This window comes from Pseudorhizobium marinum (assembly GCF_000705355.1).
GTDB lineage: Bacteria > Pseudomonadota > Alphaproteobacteria > Rhizobiales > Rhizobiaceae > Neorhizobium > Neorhizobium pelagicum.
Map to the genome: position 1 here is coordinate 278,127 of NZ_JMQK01000005.1, position 20,191 is coordinate 298,317.

Annotated in this window: 17 protein-coding genes; 7 read left to right on the forward strand and 10 right to left on the reverse strand. The window is 65.1% G+C overall.

Features of this window, described 5'->3' with window-relative positions; all coding sequences use genetic code 11:
* The first annotated feature begins 17 nt into the window (after window positions 1–17).
* Entirely contained in the window at window positions 18–920 is a 903-nt protein-coding gene (locus tag EO99_RS0108875) for a flagellar biosynthetic protein FliO (RefSeq protein WP_029618291.1), read from the forward strand.
* Between the two features lie 88 nt (window positions 921–1,008).
* Here EO99_RS0108875 and dksA read toward each other — a convergent pair whose 3' ends face one another.
* The gene (gene dksA, locus EO99_RS0108880; protein ID WP_029618292.1) at window positions 1,009–1,428 is read right to left on the reverse strand and encodes an RNA polymerase-binding protein DksA; all 420 of its coding nucleotides are present in this window, start codon (window positions 1,426–1,428) and stop codon (window positions 1,009–1,011) included.
* 272 nt (window positions 1,429–1,700) lie between these two features.
* Here dksA and EO99_RS0108885 point away from each other — a divergent pair, with 272 nt between their 5' ends.
* From EO99_RS0108885 to EO99_RS0108900, 4 genes are all read left to right on the forward strand, one after another.
* Window positions 1,701–2,198 (forward strand): SixA phosphatase family protein, encoded by a 498-nt coding sequence (locus tag EO99_RS0108885; RefSeq protein ID WP_029618293.1) that lies wholly within the window; start codon window positions 1,701–1,703, stop codon window positions 2,196–2,198.
* Between the two features lie 100 nt (window positions 2,199–2,298).
* A complete protein-coding gene (locus EO99_RS0108890) occupies window positions 2,299–3,768 on the forward strand; it encodes a YcjX family GTP-binding protein (RefSeq protein ID WP_029618294.1) in 1,470 nt (489 codons plus the stop codon).
* A complete protein-coding gene (locus EO99_RS0108895; protein WP_029618295.1) occupies window positions 3,765–4,838 on the forward strand; it encodes a YcjF family protein in 1,074 nt (357 codons plus the stop codon). The genes EO99_RS0108890 and EO99_RS0108895 overlap by 4 nt, the downstream gene beginning before the upstream one ends.
* A 108-nt stretch (window positions 4,839–4,946) precedes the next feature.
* Complete coding sequence (locus EO99_RS0108900) at window positions 4,947–5,495, forward strand: hypothetical protein (protein ID WP_029618296.1); 549 nt, start codon at window positions 4,947–4,949, stop codon at window positions 5,493–5,495.
* 17 nt (window positions 5,496–5,512) lie between these two features.
* Here the strand turns inward: EO99_RS0108900 and folK are convergent, their stop codons facing one another.
* The 3 genes from folK to folP are packed head-to-tail and all read right to left on the reverse strand — an operon-like array spanning window position 5,513 to window position 7,285.
* Window positions 5,513–6,040, reverse strand: coding sequence for a 2-amino-4-hydroxy-6-hydroxymethyldihydropteridine diphosphokinase (folK, locus tag EO99_RS0108905; RefSeq protein ID WP_037111411.1), 528 nt, complete (start codon window positions 6,038–6,040; stop codon window positions 5,513–5,515).
* Window positions 6,021–6,389, reverse strand: a complete 369-nt coding sequence (gene folB, locus EO99_RS0108910; protein WP_029618298.1) for a dihydroneopterin aldolase — start codon at window positions 6,387–6,389, stop codon at window positions 6,021–6,023. The genes folK and folB overlap by 20 nt, the downstream gene beginning before the upstream one ends.
* Window positions 6,386–7,285 carry a dihydropteroate synthase gene (gene folP, locus EO99_RS0108915; protein WP_235776788.1) on the reverse strand — a complete coding sequence of 300 codons (900 nt, stop codon included), beginning with the start codon at window positions 7,283–7,285 and terminating at the stop codon, window positions 6,386–6,388. Before folP ends, folB begins: the two co-directional genes overlap by 4 nt.
* A 77-nt stretch (window positions 7,286–7,362) precedes the next feature.
* On the opposite strand from folP, the gene EO99_RS0108920 reads away from it, so the two are divergent.
* A complete protein-coding gene (locus EO99_RS0108920) occupies window positions 7,363–7,983 on the forward strand; it encodes a DUF922 domain-containing Zn-dependent protease (RefSeq protein WP_029618300.1) in 621 nt (206 codons plus the stop codon).
* 28 nt (window positions 7,984–8,011) lie between these two features.
* Here the strand turns inward: EO99_RS0108920 and EO99_RS0108925 are convergent, their stop codons facing one another.
* Window positions 8,012–8,332 (reverse strand): 2Fe-2S iron-sulfur cluster-binding protein, encoded by a 321-nt coding sequence (locus EO99_RS0108925; protein WP_029618301.1) that lies wholly within the window; start codon window positions 8,330–8,332, stop codon window positions 8,012–8,014.
* A 127-nt stretch (window positions 8,333–8,459) separates the two neighbouring features.
* The gene (locus EO99_RS0108930) at window positions 8,460–8,840 is read right to left on the reverse strand and encodes an Hpt domain-containing protein (protein WP_404820869.1); all 381 of its coding nucleotides are present in this window, start codon (window positions 8,838–8,840) and stop codon (window positions 8,460–8,462) included.
* A 446-nt stretch (window positions 8,841–9,286) separates the two neighbouring features.
* On the opposite strand from EO99_RS0108930, the gene EO99_RS0108935 reads away from it, so the two are divergent.
* The gene (locus EO99_RS0108935) at window positions 9,287–15,991 is read left to right on the forward strand and encodes an apolipoprotein A-IV repeat region-like domain-containing protein (protein WP_029618303.1); all 6,705 of its coding nucleotides are present in this window, start codon (window positions 9,287–9,289) and stop codon (window positions 15,989–15,991) included.
* A gap of 100 nt (window positions 15,992–16,091) precedes the next feature.
* Here the strand turns inward: EO99_RS0108935 and EO99_RS0108940 are convergent, their stop codons facing one another.
* The 4 genes from EO99_RS0108940 to EO99_RS0108955 are packed head-to-tail and all read right to left on the reverse strand — an operon-like array spanning window position 16,092 to window position 20,057.
* Complete coding sequence (locus EO99_RS0108940) at window positions 16,092–16,706, reverse strand: ABC-type transport auxiliary lipoprotein family protein (protein WP_051679770.1); 615 nt, start codon at window positions 16,704–16,706, stop codon at window positions 16,092–16,094.
* Between the two features lie 13 nt (window positions 16,707–16,719).
* Window positions 16,720–18,090: an MlaD family protein gene (locus EO99_RS0108945; RefSeq protein ID WP_029618305.1), complete on the reverse strand. Its 1,371-nt coding sequence runs from the start codon at window positions 18,088–18,090 to the stop codon at window positions 16,720–16,722.
* Between the two features lie 4 nt (window positions 18,091–18,094).
* On the reverse strand, window positions 18,095–18,922 hold the full coding sequence (locus EO99_RS0108950; RefSeq protein ID WP_029618306.1) for an ABC transporter ATP-binding protein: 828 nt from the start codon (window positions 18,920–18,922) through the stop codon (window positions 18,095–18,097).
* Between the two features lie 10 nt (window positions 18,923–18,932).
* Window positions 18,933–20,057, reverse strand: a complete 1,125-nt coding sequence (locus tag EO99_RS0108955; protein WP_077067057.1) for an ABC transporter permease — start codon at window positions 20,055–20,057, stop codon at window positions 18,933–18,935.
* Window positions 20,058–20,191 lie beyond the last annotated feature (134 nt).

Consider the following 20,191-nt stretch of genomic DNA (forward strand, 5'->3'; position numbering starts at 1 on the left):
CGCAGGAGCGCAGGACGATGATCGATCAGGTGATTAGCGAATATGGCCTTCGGCTGGTGATCGCAGTCCTCGGCGTCGGCGTCGGGTTTGTCTGCCTGATCGGCGTCCTCTGGCTCCTGCGCGGGCGACGAGGTCCTTCCCCCTTCATCCGCGGCGGCCGCAACCGCCAGCCACGCCTTCAGGTGCTCGATGCGGCGGCCGTGGATGCGCGCCGGCGCCTGGTGCTGGTTCGCCGCGATGACGTCGAGCATCTGATCATGATCGGGGGGCCGACCGACATTGTCATCGAAAGCGGCATCTCCGTGCCCGCAGATATATCGGCCGAAGCGGCTATCGCGGCAAAGGCCCGACCACGTGCGCAACGGGATGCCGCCCACGCCCCACCACCCGCGACGCCTGCAGAAGACCAGGGACGGCAGAAGACGAAGCCTGCGGACCCGGCATTTGAGGCCCAGGCCCCATCCCCGCAGCCGACCGTGCCCATACCTGCCGCACCGAGATCAGCGGCTCCACCCGTCTCCCGGACGCCTCCGAGCGAATCGTCGCTTGCCGCAGCGACAAAAACCCCGCCACCTGTCGAGCCGATCGATATCCGTCGCGAGCCCGCTCTGACGGAGGCAGCCGACATTCTGGACGCAGCCCGAGGCCGCGTGTTCCAGGGACCGACGCAGCCGGTGCGCGCCGTGCCGGCCAATCCCACCGTGTCGGACGCGGCGCCGCCGAAGTCATTTGGCAGCGATTTCGAACGTATTCTCGAGGAGGAAATGGCCAGCAATCTTGCGGCCGGGGAGACCGCGCCTCAGGCTTTCGCCGCCCCCGCCGGGGAAAAGCCGCGCGTCACGGGCGCCAGGCCCGAGCCGTCGCTGCAGGACGAAATGGCTCGTATCTTCGGGGAGATGTCCGTCACGCGCGACAAATAGCGGCGCGGCTCAGCGTCCGGGCGCACCAAGGATCAAAAAAATGGCGCGGCAGTGCCGCGCCTCAAACATCGACGGCCCGGCTTCCCGCCTATTCGTCGCGGTAGACTTTTTCCCGGCGCTCGTGACGCTCCTGCGCCTCGATCGAGAGGGTCGCGATGGGGCGGGCGTCAAGACGCTTCAGCCCGATCGGTTCTCCCGTCTCTTCACAATAACCGTAGGTGCCGTCCTCAATCCGCTGCAGGGCCGAATCGATTTTCCCGATCAGCTTCCGCTGCCGGTCGCGAGCACGCAGCTCGATGGCCCGGTCCGTTTCGGAGGACGCCCTGTCGGCGAGGTCGGGATGGTTTGCGCTTTCCTCGGCGAGATGACCAAGCGTCTCGCGCGCCTCCCGCAGGATGTCGTTCCGCCACGCTACAAGCTTGGCCCGGAAATACGCCTTCTGGTTCGCATTCATGAACTCGTCGGTTTCCGACAGAACATAATTGCTAAGATCGATCTTCTCACTCAACGCGATTCTCCCGAAGAACATCTCAAGGCGCGCTCTATATCCCATTCATCCACGCCGGTTCAAGCCTGTTAGACACGAGAAAACCATTTTTAAACCTGTCACAATATTAGGCTAAACGGCTATAAATTCATCTTTATTCTAGGCTTGTGCCGATATCGGCACTGGCGCGATAGCCCATGGGAACCCGTTCGCCTGTGACGATGGTCATGGTTGACGGACCGGCCGGCAAAGAGCTACGCATCCGGCCAGCGCATTCCTTCGGCAGCAGAACGATGACCTCCAGCTTTCCTTCCCGAATCTATCTGCTCCGTCATGCGAAATCCGGCTGGGCACAGCCTGGGGAGCGCGATTTCGATCGCCCGCTCGACGGCGAAGGCTTTGCGGAAGCAGAGCTCGTCGCCGAGAAAGCAGCCGACCGCGGCTATCGCCCCGAACGGGTGATCAGCTCCACCGCCGTGCGCTGCCGCCAGACGGCCGAGGCCGTCCGCCGCGCCATCGACGAAGATCTGGAGCTGGCTTTCGTCGACGATCTCTACAATGCCCCGGTCGACGTCTATCTCGAGCTCCTGTCGTCCAATGGAAGCGCGGGATCGCTGATGCTGATCGGGCACAATCCGACCATCGAAGAGGCCATGGAGCGGCTGATCGGCGCCGACGAGGCCGCCGGCGCCATTCCCATGGGGTATCCGACGGCCGGCCTTGCAGTTCTCGACCGGCCCGGCGAACCCACGGGTCCTCACTGGCGTCTCATTGATTTCCTCACGGCATGAGGGTTGCCGCCTTCGGAGGCTGCCGGAGCGCCCTCTGAGAAACCACTTCTTTTCAGCCTCCCCCGGCGAACCTATATAGGCCGAAAAGAAGGATCCAGCCTTGCCGCCCTCCCTCACGAGCTTCACGGACGATGCCCGCATTGCCATCGACAACCTTGCCGACCGCGCGGCGGGCCTGGTTCACCCGACGGTGCGGCTTGGCGTTACAGGCCTGTCGCGCGCCGGCAAGACGGTGTTCATTTCCTCCCTCGTCCACAATCTCCTGAACGGCGGACGCCTGCCGCTGTTCGAGCCGGTGCGGTCGGGACGGGTCTCGGCGATCCGGCTCGAGCCCCAGCCGGACGATGCCATCCCCCGCTTCCAGTACGAGGACCATATCCAGGCGCTGGTGCGCGACCGGGTCTGGCCCGATTCGACACGCGCCATCTCCGAACTGCGCATCACCCTGGACTACCAGAGCGCCAGCGGCTGGAGCCGCATGTTTTCGGCGGGACGGCTGTCGATCGACATCGTCGATTATCCGGGTGAATGGCTGCTGGATCTTCCTCTCCTCGGGCAAGACTACCGGACCTTCAGCGAAAATACCGTGACGCTGGCGCGAACCGGCATCCGCGCGGAACTGGCGCGGGAGTGGATGGCCCTCTGCGCCAGCATCGATCCGGATGGCCCCGCCGACGAGATGACGGCGCGGCGGCTTTCGGAGGCCTTCGCGGCCTACCTCAAGGCCTGCAAGTCGGACGAGCGATCGCTGTCGACGCTCCCGCCCGGCCGTTTCCTGATGCCGGGCGATCTGGACGGGTCCCCCGCCCTCACCTTCGCACCTCTTCCGAACCTGTCGGCCGAGCGGGCTCCGAAAGGCTCTCTGCGGGCGATGATGGAGCGCCGCTACGAGGCGTATAAATCCGTCGTCGTGAAGCCTTTCTTCCGGGATCATTTCGCCCGCCTCGACCGGCAGATCGTCCTGATCGACGCCCTGCAGGCGATCAACAGGGGCCGGGAGGCGGTGCAGGATCTTGAGCGGGCACTGGCGGATGTGCTGGCCTGCTTCCGCCCGGGCAACAATAGCCTGCTGTCGTCGCTCCTCGGACGCCGCATCGACAAGGTGCTCGTGGCCGCGACCAAGGCCGACCATATCCACCACGAAAGCCATGAGGCGCTGGAAAAGGTGACGGCCCGGCTCGTCGACCGCGCCATGCACCGCATCGGCATGTCCGGGGCCGGGATCGACGTCATGGCCATCGCCTCCGTCAGGGCGACCCGCGAGGCGACGGTGAACGAGGGAGGCCAGGCCCTTCCCGTCATCGTCGGCACGCCGATGTCCGGCGAGCGGATCGGTACGGAGACATTCGACGGCAACCGCAAGACGGCCATTTTCCCCGGCGACCTGCCCAAGGACCCCGAGCTGTTCTTCAAGCAGCTTGGCGAAGGGATGGGCGAATTGCCGGAGATCAATTTCGTCCGCTTCCGGCCGCCAGCGGTTGAGGAGTCGGGCGGCGGCATCCGGCTCTCGGTTCCCCATATTCGCCTCGACCGCGCCATGCAGTTTCTTTTTGGAGATCGCCTCGCATGACCTCCTCCGACTTCCCCCCCGGCCGCGGGCCGCGCCGGCCCGGTGCCTTCGACGTCGGCGACGACCGCCGGCCGGACACCGCGCCGACGGCTGCCCGCCCGCCGCGCAGCTTCGACGACGGCGTGATGCTGACCCCACAGGAGCAGGATCCCTTCCTCTCGCCGACGGAGCTCGCGTCCGATGCCCTGCCGGTGGCCGCGCCGCGGCGGCGCAAGGGGTTCTCCTTCGCCAATCTGGCCCTTGCGGCCTTCGGCACCTTCCTGTCGCTCGCCTTCGGCCTCTGGGCCGACGGTGTCGTACGTGACCTGTTTTCCCGCAACGACTGGCTCGGCTATGCGGCGCTGACCGCGCTGGCCGTCGGACTTCTTGCCGTTCTGATCGTCGTCGCGCGGGAGGTGGCCGGTCTGCTGCGCCTCTCTGCCGTGCAGAGCCTCAAGGCCGAAGCCGAGGCGGCCGCGGCGGCACCGCTGCCGGGCAGTGCCCGGGCCGTGGTGGCGACCCTGACGACGCTGCTGTCGCACCGCGCCGAAACGGCCAAGGGGCGTGCCGTCCTCGACGCCACCAAGGACGAGATCATCGACGGGCCGCAGCTGCTCGACCTTGCGGAGAAGGAACTCCTGTCTCCGCTCGACCGCCAGGCCCGGGCGCTGATCCTCAATGCCTCGAAGCGGGTCTCCGTGGTGACGGCCATCAGCCCGCGGGCGATCGTCGATCTCGCCTATGTCGTCTTCGAAGTCGCCCGCCTCATCCGCGCGATGGCCGAACTCTACGGCGGCAGGCCAGGCCGTCTCGGCCTGCTGCGCCTGATGCGCGACGTCATCGGTCATCTCGCCGTCACCGGTTCGATCGCCGTCGGAGACGGGCTGGCGCAGCAGGTTCTGGGGCATGGACTGGCAGCCAAGCTCTCCAAGCGTCTCGGCGAAGGCGTCATCAACGGTCTTTTGACCGCCCGCATCGGAATTGCGGCCATGGATCTCTGCCGGCCGCTGCCCTTCCGCGCCGTCAGGCGGCCCGGGATCGGCGATTTCCTGTCGGATATCGCCGCCGTCGGCGGCGGCAGGAGCGAATGATTTCTCGCGCCCGGACCGATAGTTCCGGGACCATGGTTACCAGTCATTAACCAGTTTCACCGTACCCTTGCGGCTCGAAACGGCTCTTGATTGGCCAAGGAATCATCGATGAACCTGCGCATATTCTCCCTGTTCGGCGTGATCGCCGTCGCCCTTGGCGCCACCTCCGCCACTGCTCCCGAAGCAACCGCTGCTCCTCGAGACAAGGCCTTCTTCCAGCAGGTCGCCGGCACCTGGAAGGGTCCGGGCGAGATCGTCGCCGGGAAATACAAGGGCACCAAGTTCAACTGCAACCTGATCGGCGAACCGACGCCGAGCGGCGAGACGGGCATCAAGCTCGACGGCACCTGCCGCGTCGGCGTCTTCAAGCAGCCGATGTCGGCCGTGATCACGCAGAACGGCCGCGGCTATCAGGGCCAGTTCCTCGACGGTGCCGAGGGCAAGGGCCTCGACATCATTTCCGGTGCGGTCAACGGCGACAAGGTCGTCGTCGGCATCAATCGCGCCCAGTTGAACGGCGCCATGGTTGCCAGCCTGCGCGGTGCCAACACCATGAACATCACGATCTCCGTGAAGGTGGAAGAACAGATGGTCCCCGTCATTGGCCTGACCCTGGACCGCGACCTCGATTCGCTGGCCGTCGGTTCGATCGACTGATCAAAGCGTGGCGGGAGCTAGGTCTCTCGCCACCAGTCACGATTTTCCCGCGCCAGGCGGATCCCGGCCTGGTCGGCCTTGTCCAGCCATTCCGCTACCGTATGATCGTCGACCACCAGGTCCGGCGCGATCTCGCTGAGCGGCATCAGCACGAAGGCCCGCTCCGTCATGCGCGGATGGGGCAGTTGCAGGCGCTCCGTCTCCTGCGCCAACTTCCCATAGGTCAGGATATCGATATCGATGGTGCGCGGCCCCCAGCGCTCGACGCGCTCGCGCTTCATGTCGCGCTCGATGTCGAGGCAGAGGTCGAGCAGTGCTTCGGGCGCCAGCGCGGTGCGGATCAAAGCACAGCAGTTGAAGAAGTCGGCCTGGTCGGTCTTGCCCCAGGGCGGCGTCTTGTAGAGGCGCGATACCGCCAGCACCCGGCAGTCCGGATGCTGGTCGAGTTGCCGCAATGCAAATCCCATCGCCGCCGGCGGATCACCGATATTGCCGCCAAGGCCGAGGGCTGCGGTGAAGCGCATTTCAGGCTGGACGGTATTCAACCCGCACCTCGGCATGATCGAGAACACCCTGTACCGGCGCGCTTGGCTTGCGCACGGTGATCTCGACGTGGCGGATCTGCGCGAACCGGGCGCACAGCGCCTTGGCGATGTCGAAGGCCAGCGTCTCGATCAGCTTGCGCTGCTGCCCCGTCACGACCCGCTCGATCAGGGCGAACGCCAGCCCGTAGTCGACGGTCTGCTCCACAAGGTCCGTTTCCAGTGCATCGCCGGCTTCCACCTCCATGGCGGCATCCACGAAGAAGCGCTGGCCGAGCGTGTTCTCCTGGTCCAGGACGCCGTGGCGCGCGAAGAAGGCGCAGTTCTTGAGGGTGATCGTATAGGTCGTCATGTTGCGTTCCCGCCGTTTCTGGAGGCTGCCGCGATGACGGCATCGGCCATGGCCAGCGCATCCCGGCTGGCCGCCACATCGTGGACACGAAAGATCGAGGCACCGGCAAGCCGCAGCATGGCCGTGGTGGCTGCCGTGGCGATATCGCGATCGGCGGCCACGTCATGGCCGGTTACCGACCCGAGGAACCGTTTTCGCGACGTGCCCACCAGCCAGGGTAGGCCCAGCACGTCCAGCTCTTCGAAGCGGGCCATGAGTTCAAGATTGTCCTCGGCATTCTTGGCAAAGCCGAATCCCGGATCGAGGACGAGACTGTCGTGCCCGACCCCGGCGTCACGGGCGATGGCGAGAGATTGTCCGAAGAATTCCAGCTGGTCGGCGATCAGGTCGGCGTTTCTGTGTCCATCACGGCCGCGCCCCGTGTGCATGATGCAGAGCCCGGCGCCCGTCTGCGCCGCCACCTGGGCGATCTCCGGCTCCCGCTGCAGTCCATGAACGTCGTTGATGATATGGGCGCCCGCCGCCACCGCCAGCCGCGCCGTCTCCGCCCGGTAGGTGTCGATGGAAATCAAGGCTTCGGTTTCGCGCGAGAGCCTTTCGATCACCGGAAGGACCCGGTCCTGCTCCTGTGCCGCACTCACCTCGTCGGCGCCCGGGCGGGTTGATTCGCCGCCGATATCCAGGATCGACGCCCCCTTCTTCACGCAGGACAGAGCAAAGTCGATCGCCTGGGCGCTGTCGACGAAGCGGCCCCCATCGGAGAAGGAATCAGGCGTAACATTGACGATGGCCATGATATGGCCGTGGTTGCCCAGTTCAAGGTTGCGCGTGCGGACCTGCCACAGGATGGTGTGGTCCGGCGCGGCCGAGGCGGCCTTTGTCCAGGAGTAACGCAAATTTTTGTGCCTTCTTGTTGCGCTGCCGACGCCTATGCCGCAAGCTCCTCCAAAGTTCAACGTCTGCAGGCTGAAGAATGCCCCTGATTACAAGATTCCGCTGCCTGCTCGGCGGAACAGTCGCTTTGTGCCTGACGGTGACTGCGGCCAACGCCGATCCCCTGATCAGCAAGACATACGGTTACTTCAGCATCGGCGGCCGCACGGCCGAAGACCTGGACAGCGAACTGGAACGACGCGGTCCCCTCACCCAGGCGACCGGCCATCGCCACCCCGGCGCGACGGAGATCAGCTTCGGCGGCGAAGTCACCTATGTGGAACGCAGCGGCCGCTGCTCGGTCGGGGCTGCCAAGGTCACTCTCAAGACGCATATCATCCTGCCGCGCTGGAGCAACCGCCGCCGCGCGGAACAGGACCTACGCTTCATCTGGGATACCTTGTCCGCCGACATCAAGCGGCACGAGGAGCGCCATGCCGAGATCGCACGCAATTATGCACGCACTTTGGAACAGGAGCTTCAGAACCTCCGCCCTGCATCCAACTGCGAGCAACTGGAAAGGCAGGTCGGCGCCACGACCCGGCGCGTGCTGGAATCGCACGACCGGGAACAGGTCCGCTTCGATCGGGTGGAATCGACGAATTTCGACAGCCGGATGATGCGCCTCCTGAAATACCGTCAGCAGCAGAACGGCGGCTGAGGGCGGCCCGGAAACGGTCGCCCGCCGGCTAGGCCTGCCGCTCGGGAACGTTCACGACGAGCCCATCGAGCGCATCGGTCATCTTGATCTGACAGGACAGTCGCGAGGTCGGCTTCACTTCATAGGCAAAGTCGAGCATGTCCTCTTCCATGGGCGACGGCGGTCCGACCCGCTCGGACCAGGCGTCATCGACATAGACGTGACAGGTCGCACAGGCGCAGGCGCCGCCGCATTCGGCTTCGATGCCCGGCACGGAGTTGCGCACGGCATTCTCCATCACGGTCGATCCGTTGGCAGCATCCAGGTCAAAGCGCGTTCCGTCGAAGGCGACGATGGTGATTTTCGTCATGGTGTGGAGATCCGGTCAGTCTGATGCGAGGGAGGATTTGTCAGCCGACAAATCCCGGAGCCCGCCAAACATAGGGTGCACCTGCCCGGGCGGCAATGCCGCCACGGGATTGTCCGCGGTGCGTTTGTCAGCGGCAGAGCTTCAGGACGAAGTTCTCGGTTTCCAGGACCGCCGCGCCGAGCTTGGCCATCGCGGCCGCGTCGGCGCCATTCTCTTCCAGGCGTGCGGCAGCATCGGCAACCTTGAAGGCGCCGACCCCGGCTGCGGCACCCTGCAACCGGTGGGCGGCGGCAGTGATGCCGGCTGCGTCGCCGTTCGCGACGTCCCGCAGCGCCTGGCGCGCCTGCCGGACGAAGGCCTGCAGGGCATCGATCTCGCGGCCCTTGTCGCCCAGGGTCTGCGCCGCCAGGTGGACGAGGTCGATGGGCCGAGACTGCGAGGGAGACAGGCCGCGGAGGGTGACGGGGGCTTCGAACGCGATGCTGAGAGCAGCCATGAGAGGTGCCATTCCTTTGAACTTGAACTGTCACGATGGTGACGGAAGGCCCGCTCTATCCCGTTAAATTCCGGCACAAACGCGGCTGGAATCTTCGGCTATGGTTAATTTCACCTAAGCCTCCCGATTTACAGGCGTTTCGGACGGTTTTATGGTTTAAATTCTGTTAACAAGGGTTTGCTCTGCGCGCGCTGAAAGGGCCCGCGAATTGTTAAGGCACGACAGATGTGCCACTACAATACGATTGGATGGGCAGGAGTCCGCTCCTGTCATCCCCGATGGCGCGCTGGTAAGCTTTCCTTATCATCCGTTTGCAAGAACGCCATCCAACTGATTGTAATTGGATTCCAAATGTCATGACGACACAAGGAATCCGGCAGGCATGATTTCCGGGTAGATCAATGGGCGGTTGATCAGCAGGGAAATAGCCGGGCGAGTCCGTAACGAGGCGTAACCGCATGGCAAAGAACACCACGAGTGAAACGGTCGACGAAACGGCCTTCCAGGCTTTGGAAGACGCTCTGAAGATCGATTTCAATGACGAGCAAGACGCCCGTCGCAGGTCCGCGCCCCACGCCTCGGAGACCAGAGTGTCTGACACACCCAAGCAGCGTTCCTCAACCGCACGGCAAGACAATCCTGCCCAGCCGCCCCGCTCCCAGACATCGGGCGAGCCCGTGGCGCGGGCACCCGCCTTCGAGCCGGCAAACGACGGCAGCCGACGCAATACGCTGAACATGCTGAAATCGCTGGAAGGCGGCTCGATGCGCGCATCGCTGCGCAACGCCGCCATCGTTTCCGCGTTCTGGGCAATCGGCGGCCTCGGCCTTGCCCAGTTGCTCTACGGCAGCGCGCTGTGGCAGATGGGATCCGTCGCCGGTCTGATTTCAGCTCCCGGGATCGTTGCGATCGTCGTGGGCATCATCGTCCCGATCCTGCTGTTCTTCGCCTTCGCGATCATGATGGCCCGTGCGCAGGACCTGCGCAATGCCGCGCGCTCCATGGCAGAAGTGGCGCTTCGCCTCTCCGAACCGGAGACGGTTGCCGCCGAGCGCATCATGACCGTCGGCCAGGCCGTTCGCCGCGAAGTCTCGGCCATGAACGAAGGCATCGAACGGACGATCGCGCGGGCGACCGAGCTTGAGACGCTGGTTCATTCCGAAGTCAACGCGCTGGAGCGCAGCTATACGGATAACGAACTGCGGGTTCGCGGTCTCGTCCACGAACTCGGCTCGGAGCGCGACGCGATCGTCAACCATGCCGAACGCATCCGGTCGTCGATCGTCGGCGCCCACGAACAGCTCAAGGAAGAGCTTTCGCTGGCCACCGAAGAGATCTCGATTCGCCTGGCGACGTCCGGAGAAGCCTTCGCGTCGATGATCGACACGCGCGCGGCCGCCCTCACCGACAAGACCAATGCCGCCGGCGAGGCCCTCGGCTCACTGCTGTCGGCCAAGGCCCAGGACCTCGTCGACACTCTCAGCTCGTCCGGCTTTGCGCTGGCGAGCGAGTTCGACGAGCGCCTCCAGACGCTGACGTCCACGCTTGCCGAACGCGGCGAAGCCCTTCTCGGAGAATTCGAGACGCGTGCCTCGACGCTCGACGCCAGTACCGAACGGTTGAATGCAGCGCTTGCGGACCGCACCCGGCAGCTGAACGAGACCCTGGTGGCCCGCACGCGGGAAATTACCGAAGGTCTGGCCGAAGGCGAACGCAGCATCACCGGTTCGCTCGATGCCGTGCTGGCGTCGCTGAACCAGTCGCTGGACGACAAGGGCACCTCGTTCCGCCGCAATCTCCAGTCCGCCGCAGACGATGCGGTCATGGACCTCGACCTGCGCACCGGCCTCTTCGAAGAGCGGCTGCAGGCGACAGTCGGCCAGCTCAGCGCCACGTTCGACGAGGGGCTGACGCAGTTTGCCACCGCCTTCGACCAGCGCGCGGGCAATCTCGACAGCAAGCTCATGGACAGCCTTGCGCGCATCAACGAAACGGTCGCCGGCGGCTCGGAGTCCATCGAAGGCATTCTCAGCACCAGCATCGCGCGGATCGGCGCGGCGCTGACCGACCAGTCGCTGTCGCTGGCCACCACGCTCGGCACGGGTCAGGAAGTGCTGGATTCGATGCTGGAGAGCCGCACGCGCGAGCTCGGCGATGCGCTTGCCGCCCGCACCAGCGAAATCACCAGCGCCTTCGGCAACACCCACGAGAACATCGATGCGGTCCTGGCCGGCCGCAGCAGCGTGCTGATCGGCGCGCTGACGGAGAGCCAGAAGCAGTTCGACCAGACGCTGGGCGAGCGCTCGGGCGCCGTCATCAGCGCGCTGGAAGGCGGGCAGCAGCGCTTCGTCGAGGCTCTCGACCAGCGGACCGCCGCCATCGAGGGCGCCGTCTCCGACGCGCCGGAACGGCTTGCCCAGCTGCTCGACGAGCGGGCATCCACCATTGCCCGCCACCTTGAGGATGGCGAGCAGCGCATTGCCGACAGCTTCGACCAACGCGTCGCCACCCTGGGCCAGACGCTGTCGTCGAACGGCGACAGGATCGGCGAACTCCTCGACGACAAGACCATGGACATCAGCACGGCCCTTGCGCTCGGCGAAGATCGCATCGCCGGCATCCTGACCGGCCTTGCCGAGACACCGGAGCGCATCACCACCGTGCTCGACGAACGCGCGGCCGTCTTTGCCCGTCACATCGAGGATGGCGAACAGCGGATCGGCGAAGACCTCGACCGTCGCGTCGCCGCCATTGCCCAGACCCTGTCGTCCAACGGCGACCGTCTCGGCGAACTCTTCGACGACAAGACGATGGACATCAGCACCACCTTCGCGCTCGGCGAAGACCGGATCTCGAGCATCCTCGGCACGCTTGCCGAGACGCCGGAACGTGTTGCGACCGTGCTCGACGAACGGGCCGCCGTGATTGCCGAGACGCTCTCGACGAACGGTGAACGCCTCGGCGAGCTTCTCGACGACAAGACGATGGAGATCAGCACCGCATTTGCCCTTGGCGAAGACCGCATCGCCGGTATCCTCGGCAATCTTGCCGACACGCCGGAGCGTGTTTCGAGCGTCCTCGACGAACGCGCCGCAGTCATCGCGCGTCACATCGAGGAAGGCGAGCAGCGCCTCGGTGACAGCGTCGATCGGCGGGTTGCGGGTCTCACCGAGGCACTCTCTGCCAATGGTGACCGTCTCGGCGAGCTCCTCGACGACAAGACGATGGAGATCAGCACCGCCTTTGCGCTCGGGGAAGACCGGATCGCCGGCATTCTCAGCAATCTTGCCGATACGCCAGAGCGCCTCTCCAGCGTGCTCGACGAGCGCGCCAGCGCCATCGCGCAGCATATCGAGCAGGGCGAAGCCCGCCTCGGCAAGACGCTGGACCAGCGGGTTGCCGGATTTGCCGAGATCGTCGCCGCCAATGGCGACAAGATCGGCGAAATGCTCGACGACAAGACGATGGAACTCAGCACTGCCTTTGCGCTGGGCGAACACCGCATCTCCGGAATCCTGAGCAGCGTCGCCGATACGCCGGAGCGCCTGTCTGCGGTTCTCGACGAAAGAGCAGCGGCAATCCTTCGGCACATCGAGGATGGCGAGCAGCGCCTCGGCGAAAGCCTCGATCAGCGCGTTGCCGGCTTCGCGCAGACCGTGTCGTCGAACGGCGAGCGGATTGGCGAGCTGCTTGACGACAAGGCCCTCGAACTCAGCACCGCCTTTGCCCTTGGCGAAGACCGGCTGGCCGGCATGCTCGACGAGCGGACCGACAAGCTCGTCGCCAGCGCTTCCGACGCAGGCAGCCGGATCGAGGCATCGGTCGGCCAGGTGTCGGAACGGATCGAAACGGTGCTCGGCGAAGGCGCCAGCCGGCTGGAGAGCAATCTTGCGGCCGGAACGGACCGGCTCGGGACGACGCTCGGCAGCGGACACGAGCGTGTCGCCGAGACGCTGTCGACGATGCATGATCAATTTGCCGGCACGGTCACCGCTGCGAACCAGCAGTTGGAAGAGACCCTCGGCTCCAACTACGATCGCCTGCGCTCCACGCTCGAGAAGCGTGGCGACATGATCTCGGTCGCCCTCACCCAGGCCCACGACCAGATCGTCGACCTGATGTCCGATCAGGTGACGACCATCGGCACGACGATCGCCACCAGCGCCGGCCTGCTGGAAATGTCGCTGGAGCTGCAGCAGGAAGAGTTCCGGGCCGCCATCGACGGCGCCGGCACCGACCTGGAGCAGCGTCTCAGCTCCACCGCCGGCACCATCGCCGCCAAGCTGAACGACGCCGCACAGGAAATTACCCGCTCTGCCGACGAGTTTTCCGGCCGCATCGAACATACGGTCGGCAGCGTTGCCGCCGCCCTCAACGACAGCGGCAGCAAGATCGAAACCACGTTCGGCGGTCTCGAAGGCCGGATCCGCGACGAACTGGCGGGCGTCACGGAGCTGGTCGACGGTGCCGGCCGCAATCTCGGCGACACCCTCGCCCAGCGCACCGCCGATCTCGAGCGCGTCAGCACCGATGCACACGACCGGATCGCCGGCACGATGGACAGCGGCACAGCACGTCTCGACGAACGCCTTTCGACCATGGATCGCGCCCTGACGATCGGCCTCGACAATGTCTCGCGGACCATCGAGGGCAAGGCTGCAGGCCTTGCCGCGACGCTGCGGGAAGCCGTGACCGCTGCCGCAGAGGGCATGGACAGCGAAGCAATGCGCTCCGCAGAGATGCTGACACGCGCCGGCGCCGAGTTCACGGACGAGCTCTCGAACCGCAATGCGGAGTTCACCAAATCGATCGAGGAGCGCTCGAACGAGATCGTCACACGGATTTCCGAAACCCAGAGCCGCCTTGCAGGCCAGGCCGCCACGGTGGCGCAAGCCTTCTCCGAGGCCGGCAATTCCATCGTCAACAAGGTGGCCGAGGCCGATTCTCTCGTCAAACGACAGGTGAACGCGATCTCGCAGGCGCTGGGCGAAGCAGAGCAGGCTCTGGAAGCCCGCGGCGGCGCATTGCGCGGCACGCTGTCCAACACCGCCGCCGAACTGCAGGCGGCCATGGACAATGTCGACAAGGCGCTTGCCGCCCGTGGCGATGCGATCCGCTCGGCACTCGACAGCCGCGCTCGCGACCTCAATTCGATGCTGGCCAGCCGCACCACGGAACTGTCGCGCATCATCGAGGAACAGGCCAAGCCGGTCGTCGAGGAATATGCGGTCGCCAGCCAGTCCGCCGCCGACCAGATTGCCGTTGCCACCCAGGAAGGCACCGATCGCCTCGCTGCCGCCGTCAACGAGAGCGCCGGCCGGATCCGCAACGAGAACAATGCGCTCGTCGATGCGATCGCATCGCGGACCAACGAGGCGCTGTCGGCCCTCACGCAGCGGGCGGAGAATACCGCCGGTGCGATCCTGGCCGTAGAGCGCGGCCTCACCGGCAACGTCAACGCCCTGATCGACCGGCTCGCGGAAAGCAATTCCGGGATCACCGACATCGTCGAGCGGGCGACCCGCAACATTACCTCTGCTGCCGACCAGGCATCGGCCCGTCTTGCCGGCGTCGATGAAAAGCTCGATGCCACGGCCAACCGCTTCCAGGAATCGGCAAGCCATGCAGCAGACATGGTGTCCGGCTCGAGCCGGCTCCTGGAAAACAACATCGATCGGCTGGCCAGCATCTCCGGACAGACGCTCAATCAGGTCGGCGGTATCGTCGGGCGCTTTGATGAGCACTCCAAGGTGCTTGCCCAGGCGTCGGAACTGCTGGGTGCAGCCCAGTCGAACCTCGCCAACACGCTGGGCGAGCGCCAGAACGCGCTCCGCAGCCTGTCGATCGGACTGGTCAAGCAGTCGGAAGAGATCGAAGCGACGATGCGCAACCTGACGACGCTGGTGGAGGGCTCGTTCGAGCGCGCCGGCGAGCGGTCTTCGCAGGTTGCCTCCCATCTGCGCGAAAGCCTGCACGGCGCCTTTGCAGACATCGGCCGCACGCTCGGCGAAACGCAGCAGCGGGTCGACATCACGGCACAGGCGATGCGCGAGGCACTGACGGGCGCCGGCGAAGAAGCCAATCGTGCCATCGACCAGACCTTGTCGAATGCCGAGAACCGCGCCAAGGGTCTGTCCGAGCGCATCCGCGGCAGTGTCGAAAGCTCGTTCGGCGATGTCGAGCGGATGCTCGGCGCAGCCGCCAACCGGTCCGACACCGCTGCCTCCCACCTGCGCGAGACATTGCGCCAGTCGGTGGAAGAGGCCGTCGGACGCTTCGCGGGCGCAACGGACGAAATCCGTCGCTCGGCCAACGAGATCCGCGAAGAGCTCGACAGCACCCGCTCCGAGCTGAAGCGCGGCGCGTTCGACCTTCCGGAAGAAGCCAAGGAAAGCGCGGCTGCGATGCGGCGCGCGGTCTCCGAGCAGATCAAGGCGCTCCAGGACCTCTCGCAGCTCGTCGGTCGCTCGACGCAGCAGCTTGAGGTCTCGCAGCCTGCTCCGGCGCGTGCACCGGCACCGGCGCCCGCGCCGGCACCACGGCCGCAGCCGGTCGCAGCCCTGCCGCAGCAGCCGGTAGCGGCTCCGCGCAGCGACCTGCTGTCATCGGGCCTGCGCGGTTCGATCAATGTCGATCGTCCGGCACAACCGTTGCAGCCGCGTCCTTCCGAGCCCTCGACTGGGCGACGGGATGAGGGTGGCTGGATCAGCGACCTCCTGCGCGGTGCGTCGGAAGGGGCAGAGGCACCGGCCCGTCAGGCACCGCGCCAGCCCGAACAGCCGGCTCCGCGCGGCAATGGCGACAACCGCAATCCGCGGCACATGGTGGAATCGCTGAACTCGCTGTCGGTGGATATCGCGCGCGCCATCGATCATGACGCCTCGGTGGACCTCTGGCGCCGCTATCAGCGCGGCGAGCGGGATGTCTTCACCCGCCGCCTCTACACGCTGAAGGGCCAGCAGACCTTCGACGAGATCAAGCGCAAGTACGAACGCGAGCCGGAGTTCCGCACCGCGGTGGATCGCTACATCGCCGATTTCGAGAAGCTGCTCAGCGACGTGGCCCGCACCGACCGCGACAAGTCGGTCACCCAGAGCTACCTGACCTCCGATACCGGCAAGGTCTATACCATGCTGGCGCATGCGGCCGGGCGCTTCAACTGAAGCGATCCCGACTGCTGATAGAGCAAACGAAAATGGCCGCCCCGAGGGCGGCCATTTTCGTTCGGGATGTAGGTGCGTCGTGCCGTCAGACCCGAGGCGGCTACATGGACTGCAGCGACCAGTCGACGATCTCGGCGCCGACGGCGGCGAAGGCGTTGTTGAGCGCCGCGACGAAGTCCCGGTTCTCCGTCCCGGAGACCGGCACGGTCGCCCGGAAGGCGCGCTGGGCGCGGACGGTGCCGTTGCGGTCGTTGAGGATCTTCACGAAGATCTCGACATTGGCGACATCGGCACCGCTGGTGTCGACTTCGAACGCACGAATTTCGGCCACCACCTGATAGTCGATCGCCAAGCCCTGCCCCGGCTGGCCGACGCCGCCGAGACGACCGCTGTTTTCGAAAGCCGCCACGAGCTTGGCCTGAACCATGCGCGGCAGAGTATCGCCCCACTGCGATTCCGCCAGATACTGGATTTCCGACGGCGAGACCCGGATCACGACCTGGTCGCTCGCAATCGACTTCAGTGCCGTCGGCTCCGGTACCAGGATCTGCCGCCCGCGCGCGGAAGGCCCCGTGCTGGAGGGGGTGATGGAAAGGTCGAAGGTGTCATTGTTGGCCTTCGTGCCGCAGCCCGCCGCCAGGGCGGCGATCATCGGCAGCACCATCAGCGCGCCGGGGCGAAGCGGACCCGTGTTGAAGAACGTCAAACCTGTCATGAGTACTCAGTCCCTATCGCCGCGTTCTGCCGTCATACTGTTTTACCGTCTCGCCACCAAAGATCAGGCGCTGCGGGTTCTCGTCGAAATTGGTGATCGTGCTGTCGAGGCTGCGAACCGTGCGCCGGGTGTCTTCCACCAGCGTCTGGATGTCGCGCAGGCCGGAGGCCGAGAAGCGCTGCAGGCTGTCTGCAATCGGCCCCACGCGGCCATTGATGTTGTCGGCAACCGTGCGGAAGGACTGCAGCGTTCTGCTGGCTTCCGCAAACAGCGACTCGGAATCGTCGCCCGACAGCATGGTGTCGACCTTGGCGAGGATGCCGTCGACGCGGTTCGACGCGTTGTTGAGCTTCTGCGCCAGCTCCGTGAAGTCGTTGATCGCCCGATTGATGTCGTCGCGCTGGTTGGCCACCCCGTCGACGACCTCACGTGCCGATGATAGCGCACTGCGTGCGTCTTCGCTGGCTGCCGTCAGGTTGTTGACCGCGGTTCCGACGTTCTGCGGGTTAATCGCCGCCATCAAGGTGTCGGCCCGTTGGACCACAGACCGCGCATCCGTCGTTACCTGCTGGAAGCTGGAAGAAGCCGACCGGATGTTCTGGGCGATCTCGTCGAGATTGTCGGAGGCATTGGCGACATTGAGGCTGACGCGTTCGGCATTGGTGACCACCGCGTTGATCTTTTCTGCATCGACCGCACGCACCAGTTCCTCGGCTGCGGCAAGCGTGGAGTCAACGCGCTGCGAAACGCCGTTGAAGGTCACCGACAGCGCCGACATGCTTTCCAGGAAATCGTCGATCGCACCCGCATTGCTGCTGAGCGATGCCGAGAAGACCTCGGCGTTACGGATCGTCTGCGTCAGAGGACCGCGTGCATCCGCGACAAAGCCCTGCAGATCGCCGATCGCGTCATTGGCGCGCTCCAGGATCTTGTCGGCGGTTGCCAAAAGGTTGGTCACGCTCGACTGATCGGCGATCAGCACCGCCGGACGGCCGGTATCTATTGCCTGCCGAAGGATGCTCTCTTCGCCCTTGTTGCCGCCGGAGAGCTCGATATAGGCAGCCCCCGTCAGGCCCTGCACTTCCAGCACCGCCTTGGTCGAGGGAAAGACGGGCGCGTCGGCGCGCACTTCGGTGAAGGCGATCGAATATTGCGGATCGTCCGGGTCAATGGAGAGGTTGCGCACGGAGCCCACCGGAATGCCGTTGAAGCGCACCGGCGAGCCCACCGACAGACCGTTTGCGGACCCGGGGATGCGGATCGCCAGCTCGGCCACCGGACCACCCCGCCCCGACTGGGCCATCCAGTAGACGAAACCGAATGCGGCGGCGATCACCAGCAAGGTGAAGAACCCGACGATTGCGTAATTTGCTTTGGTTTCCATGGCCTCAGTCACTCTGTGCAGTTGGCGTCGCGGCCTGTTCCGTGGTCACCACGGAACGGGCCCGCTTGCCGCGGAAGTAGGATTGAACCCAAGGGTCGTCGAACGCGAACATATCCTCCAGCGTGCCTTCCACCAATACCCGCTTCTGTCCGAGCACGGCAATACGGTCGCAAACTGAAAAAAGGCTGTCGAGGTCGTGGGTTACCATGTAGACCGTCAGCCCGAGGGTGTCTCGCAGCCGGGCGATCAGCATGTCGAATTCGGCCGCGCCGATCGGGTCGAGACCCGAGGTCGGCTCGTCGAGGAAGACGAGGTCCGGATCGAGCGCCAGCGCCCTTGCGAGCGCCGCACGCTTGATCATGCCCCCGGACAGTTCCGACGGATATTTGTCGGCCGCTTCCGGTGCGAGCCCGACCATCTCGATCTTCAGAAACGCAAGCTCGTCCATCAGCGACTGCGGCAGGTCCAGGTATTCCCGCATGGGCAGCTGGATGTTCTCCTTGACCGTCAGCGAGGAAAACAGCGCACCATGCTGGAAGAGCACCCCGAGCCGCGTGTCGAGAGCAACTCTTTGCTCGTCGGTCGCCTCGTCGTAGTCCGTCCCAAGGATCTTGATGCTTCCACCGCGCCGCGGCAGGAGACGCAGCACCGTGCGCATCAGAACCGATTTGCCCGTGCCCGAAGCGCCGACAAAACCCAGGATCTCGCCGCGATAGATATCGAGGTTGAGGTTGTCGAGCACGATGGTGGAGCCGAAGCCCACCGTCAGGTCGTGCACCGACAGGACAACCTGCCTTTCTTTCTGGGCCGCATCTTTTTGTGTTCCCGCCACGCGGTCGCTCCTAGAAATCGATCGCTGAGTAGAAGATGGCGAAGAAGGAATCCATGACGATCACGGCGAAGATCGACTTCACCACCGAGGCCGTCACGTGCTTGCCGAGCGATTCCGCACTGCCGCCGACCTTCATACCCTCGACCGCAGCAACGATGCCGATGGCGAGCGCCATGAACGGCGCCTTGATCATGCCGGATGCCACCGAGGTATGGTCGACCGCTTGATGAAGGCGCGCCAGGAAGGTTTCGAAGGTAATGCCGGAATAGGTCCAGGTGACGACGGCGGCACCGTAAAGCGCTGCAAAGTTTGCGATAATCGTCAGGAGTGGCAGAATGATGGTCAATGCCACCAGCCTCGGAAAGATCAGCACGCCCACCGGGTTCAGCCCGATCACCGTCAGCGCGTCGATCTCCTCGCGCATCTTCATCGAGCCGATCTCGGCGGTGATCGCGCTGCCGGAGCGGCCGGCGATCATGATCGCCGTCAGAAGCACGCCGACCTCGCGCAGCTGCAGGATGCCGACGAGGTCGACGACGAAGATCTCGGCGCCGAAATAGCGAAGCTGGAAGGCGCCCTGCTGGGCGATGATCGCCCCGATCAGGAAGGACATCAACGCGATGATCGGGACGGCCCGGACGCCCATGTGGTCGATCTGGTTGACCACGGAGGCCGGCGAGATGCCGCCGCCCTTGCCGAACTTCATCTGCGCGCCCCGGACGGCCGAGCCCAGGATGTGCATGGCAGCGACCAGATCGCCGGCGACATCGGTGACGATCCGCCCGACCGGCGTGAATGTCCGCTCGAACAGCGAGGGCCGTGGGCCGGTTGGAGCAGCGGGTGCGGGCGCCCGTTCCGGAAGAACGGCGATCAGCTCGTCGATATTGCTGGTTGCCCCGACCAGCGCCACATCGCGTCCCTGCGTCTGTTTTGCGGTGATCAGGCGCCGGATCAACCAGGCACCGGCGGTGTCCATGGCATCGACGCCGGAGAGATCGATCTCAATCCGGCCGCGCCCGGTGCTCGTCTCCAGCCCCTCCAGCGTCGGCAGGACGCTTGTGATGCTGTGGTTGCGCCAATCGCCACGCGCGACGAATCGCTCGCCATCGCCCCCGGAGGTCTGCTCGGCAGCCATTTCGGCGGCCCGGGTGTCGGCGGTCAATGATGGCACTGGTATCTTTCGTGAACTGGGCGAATTGGCGACGCCGCTCGATTGATCGCGGCTATCAACCGGCAATATAGTCGGCTCCTCAGGAAATACCACGACAG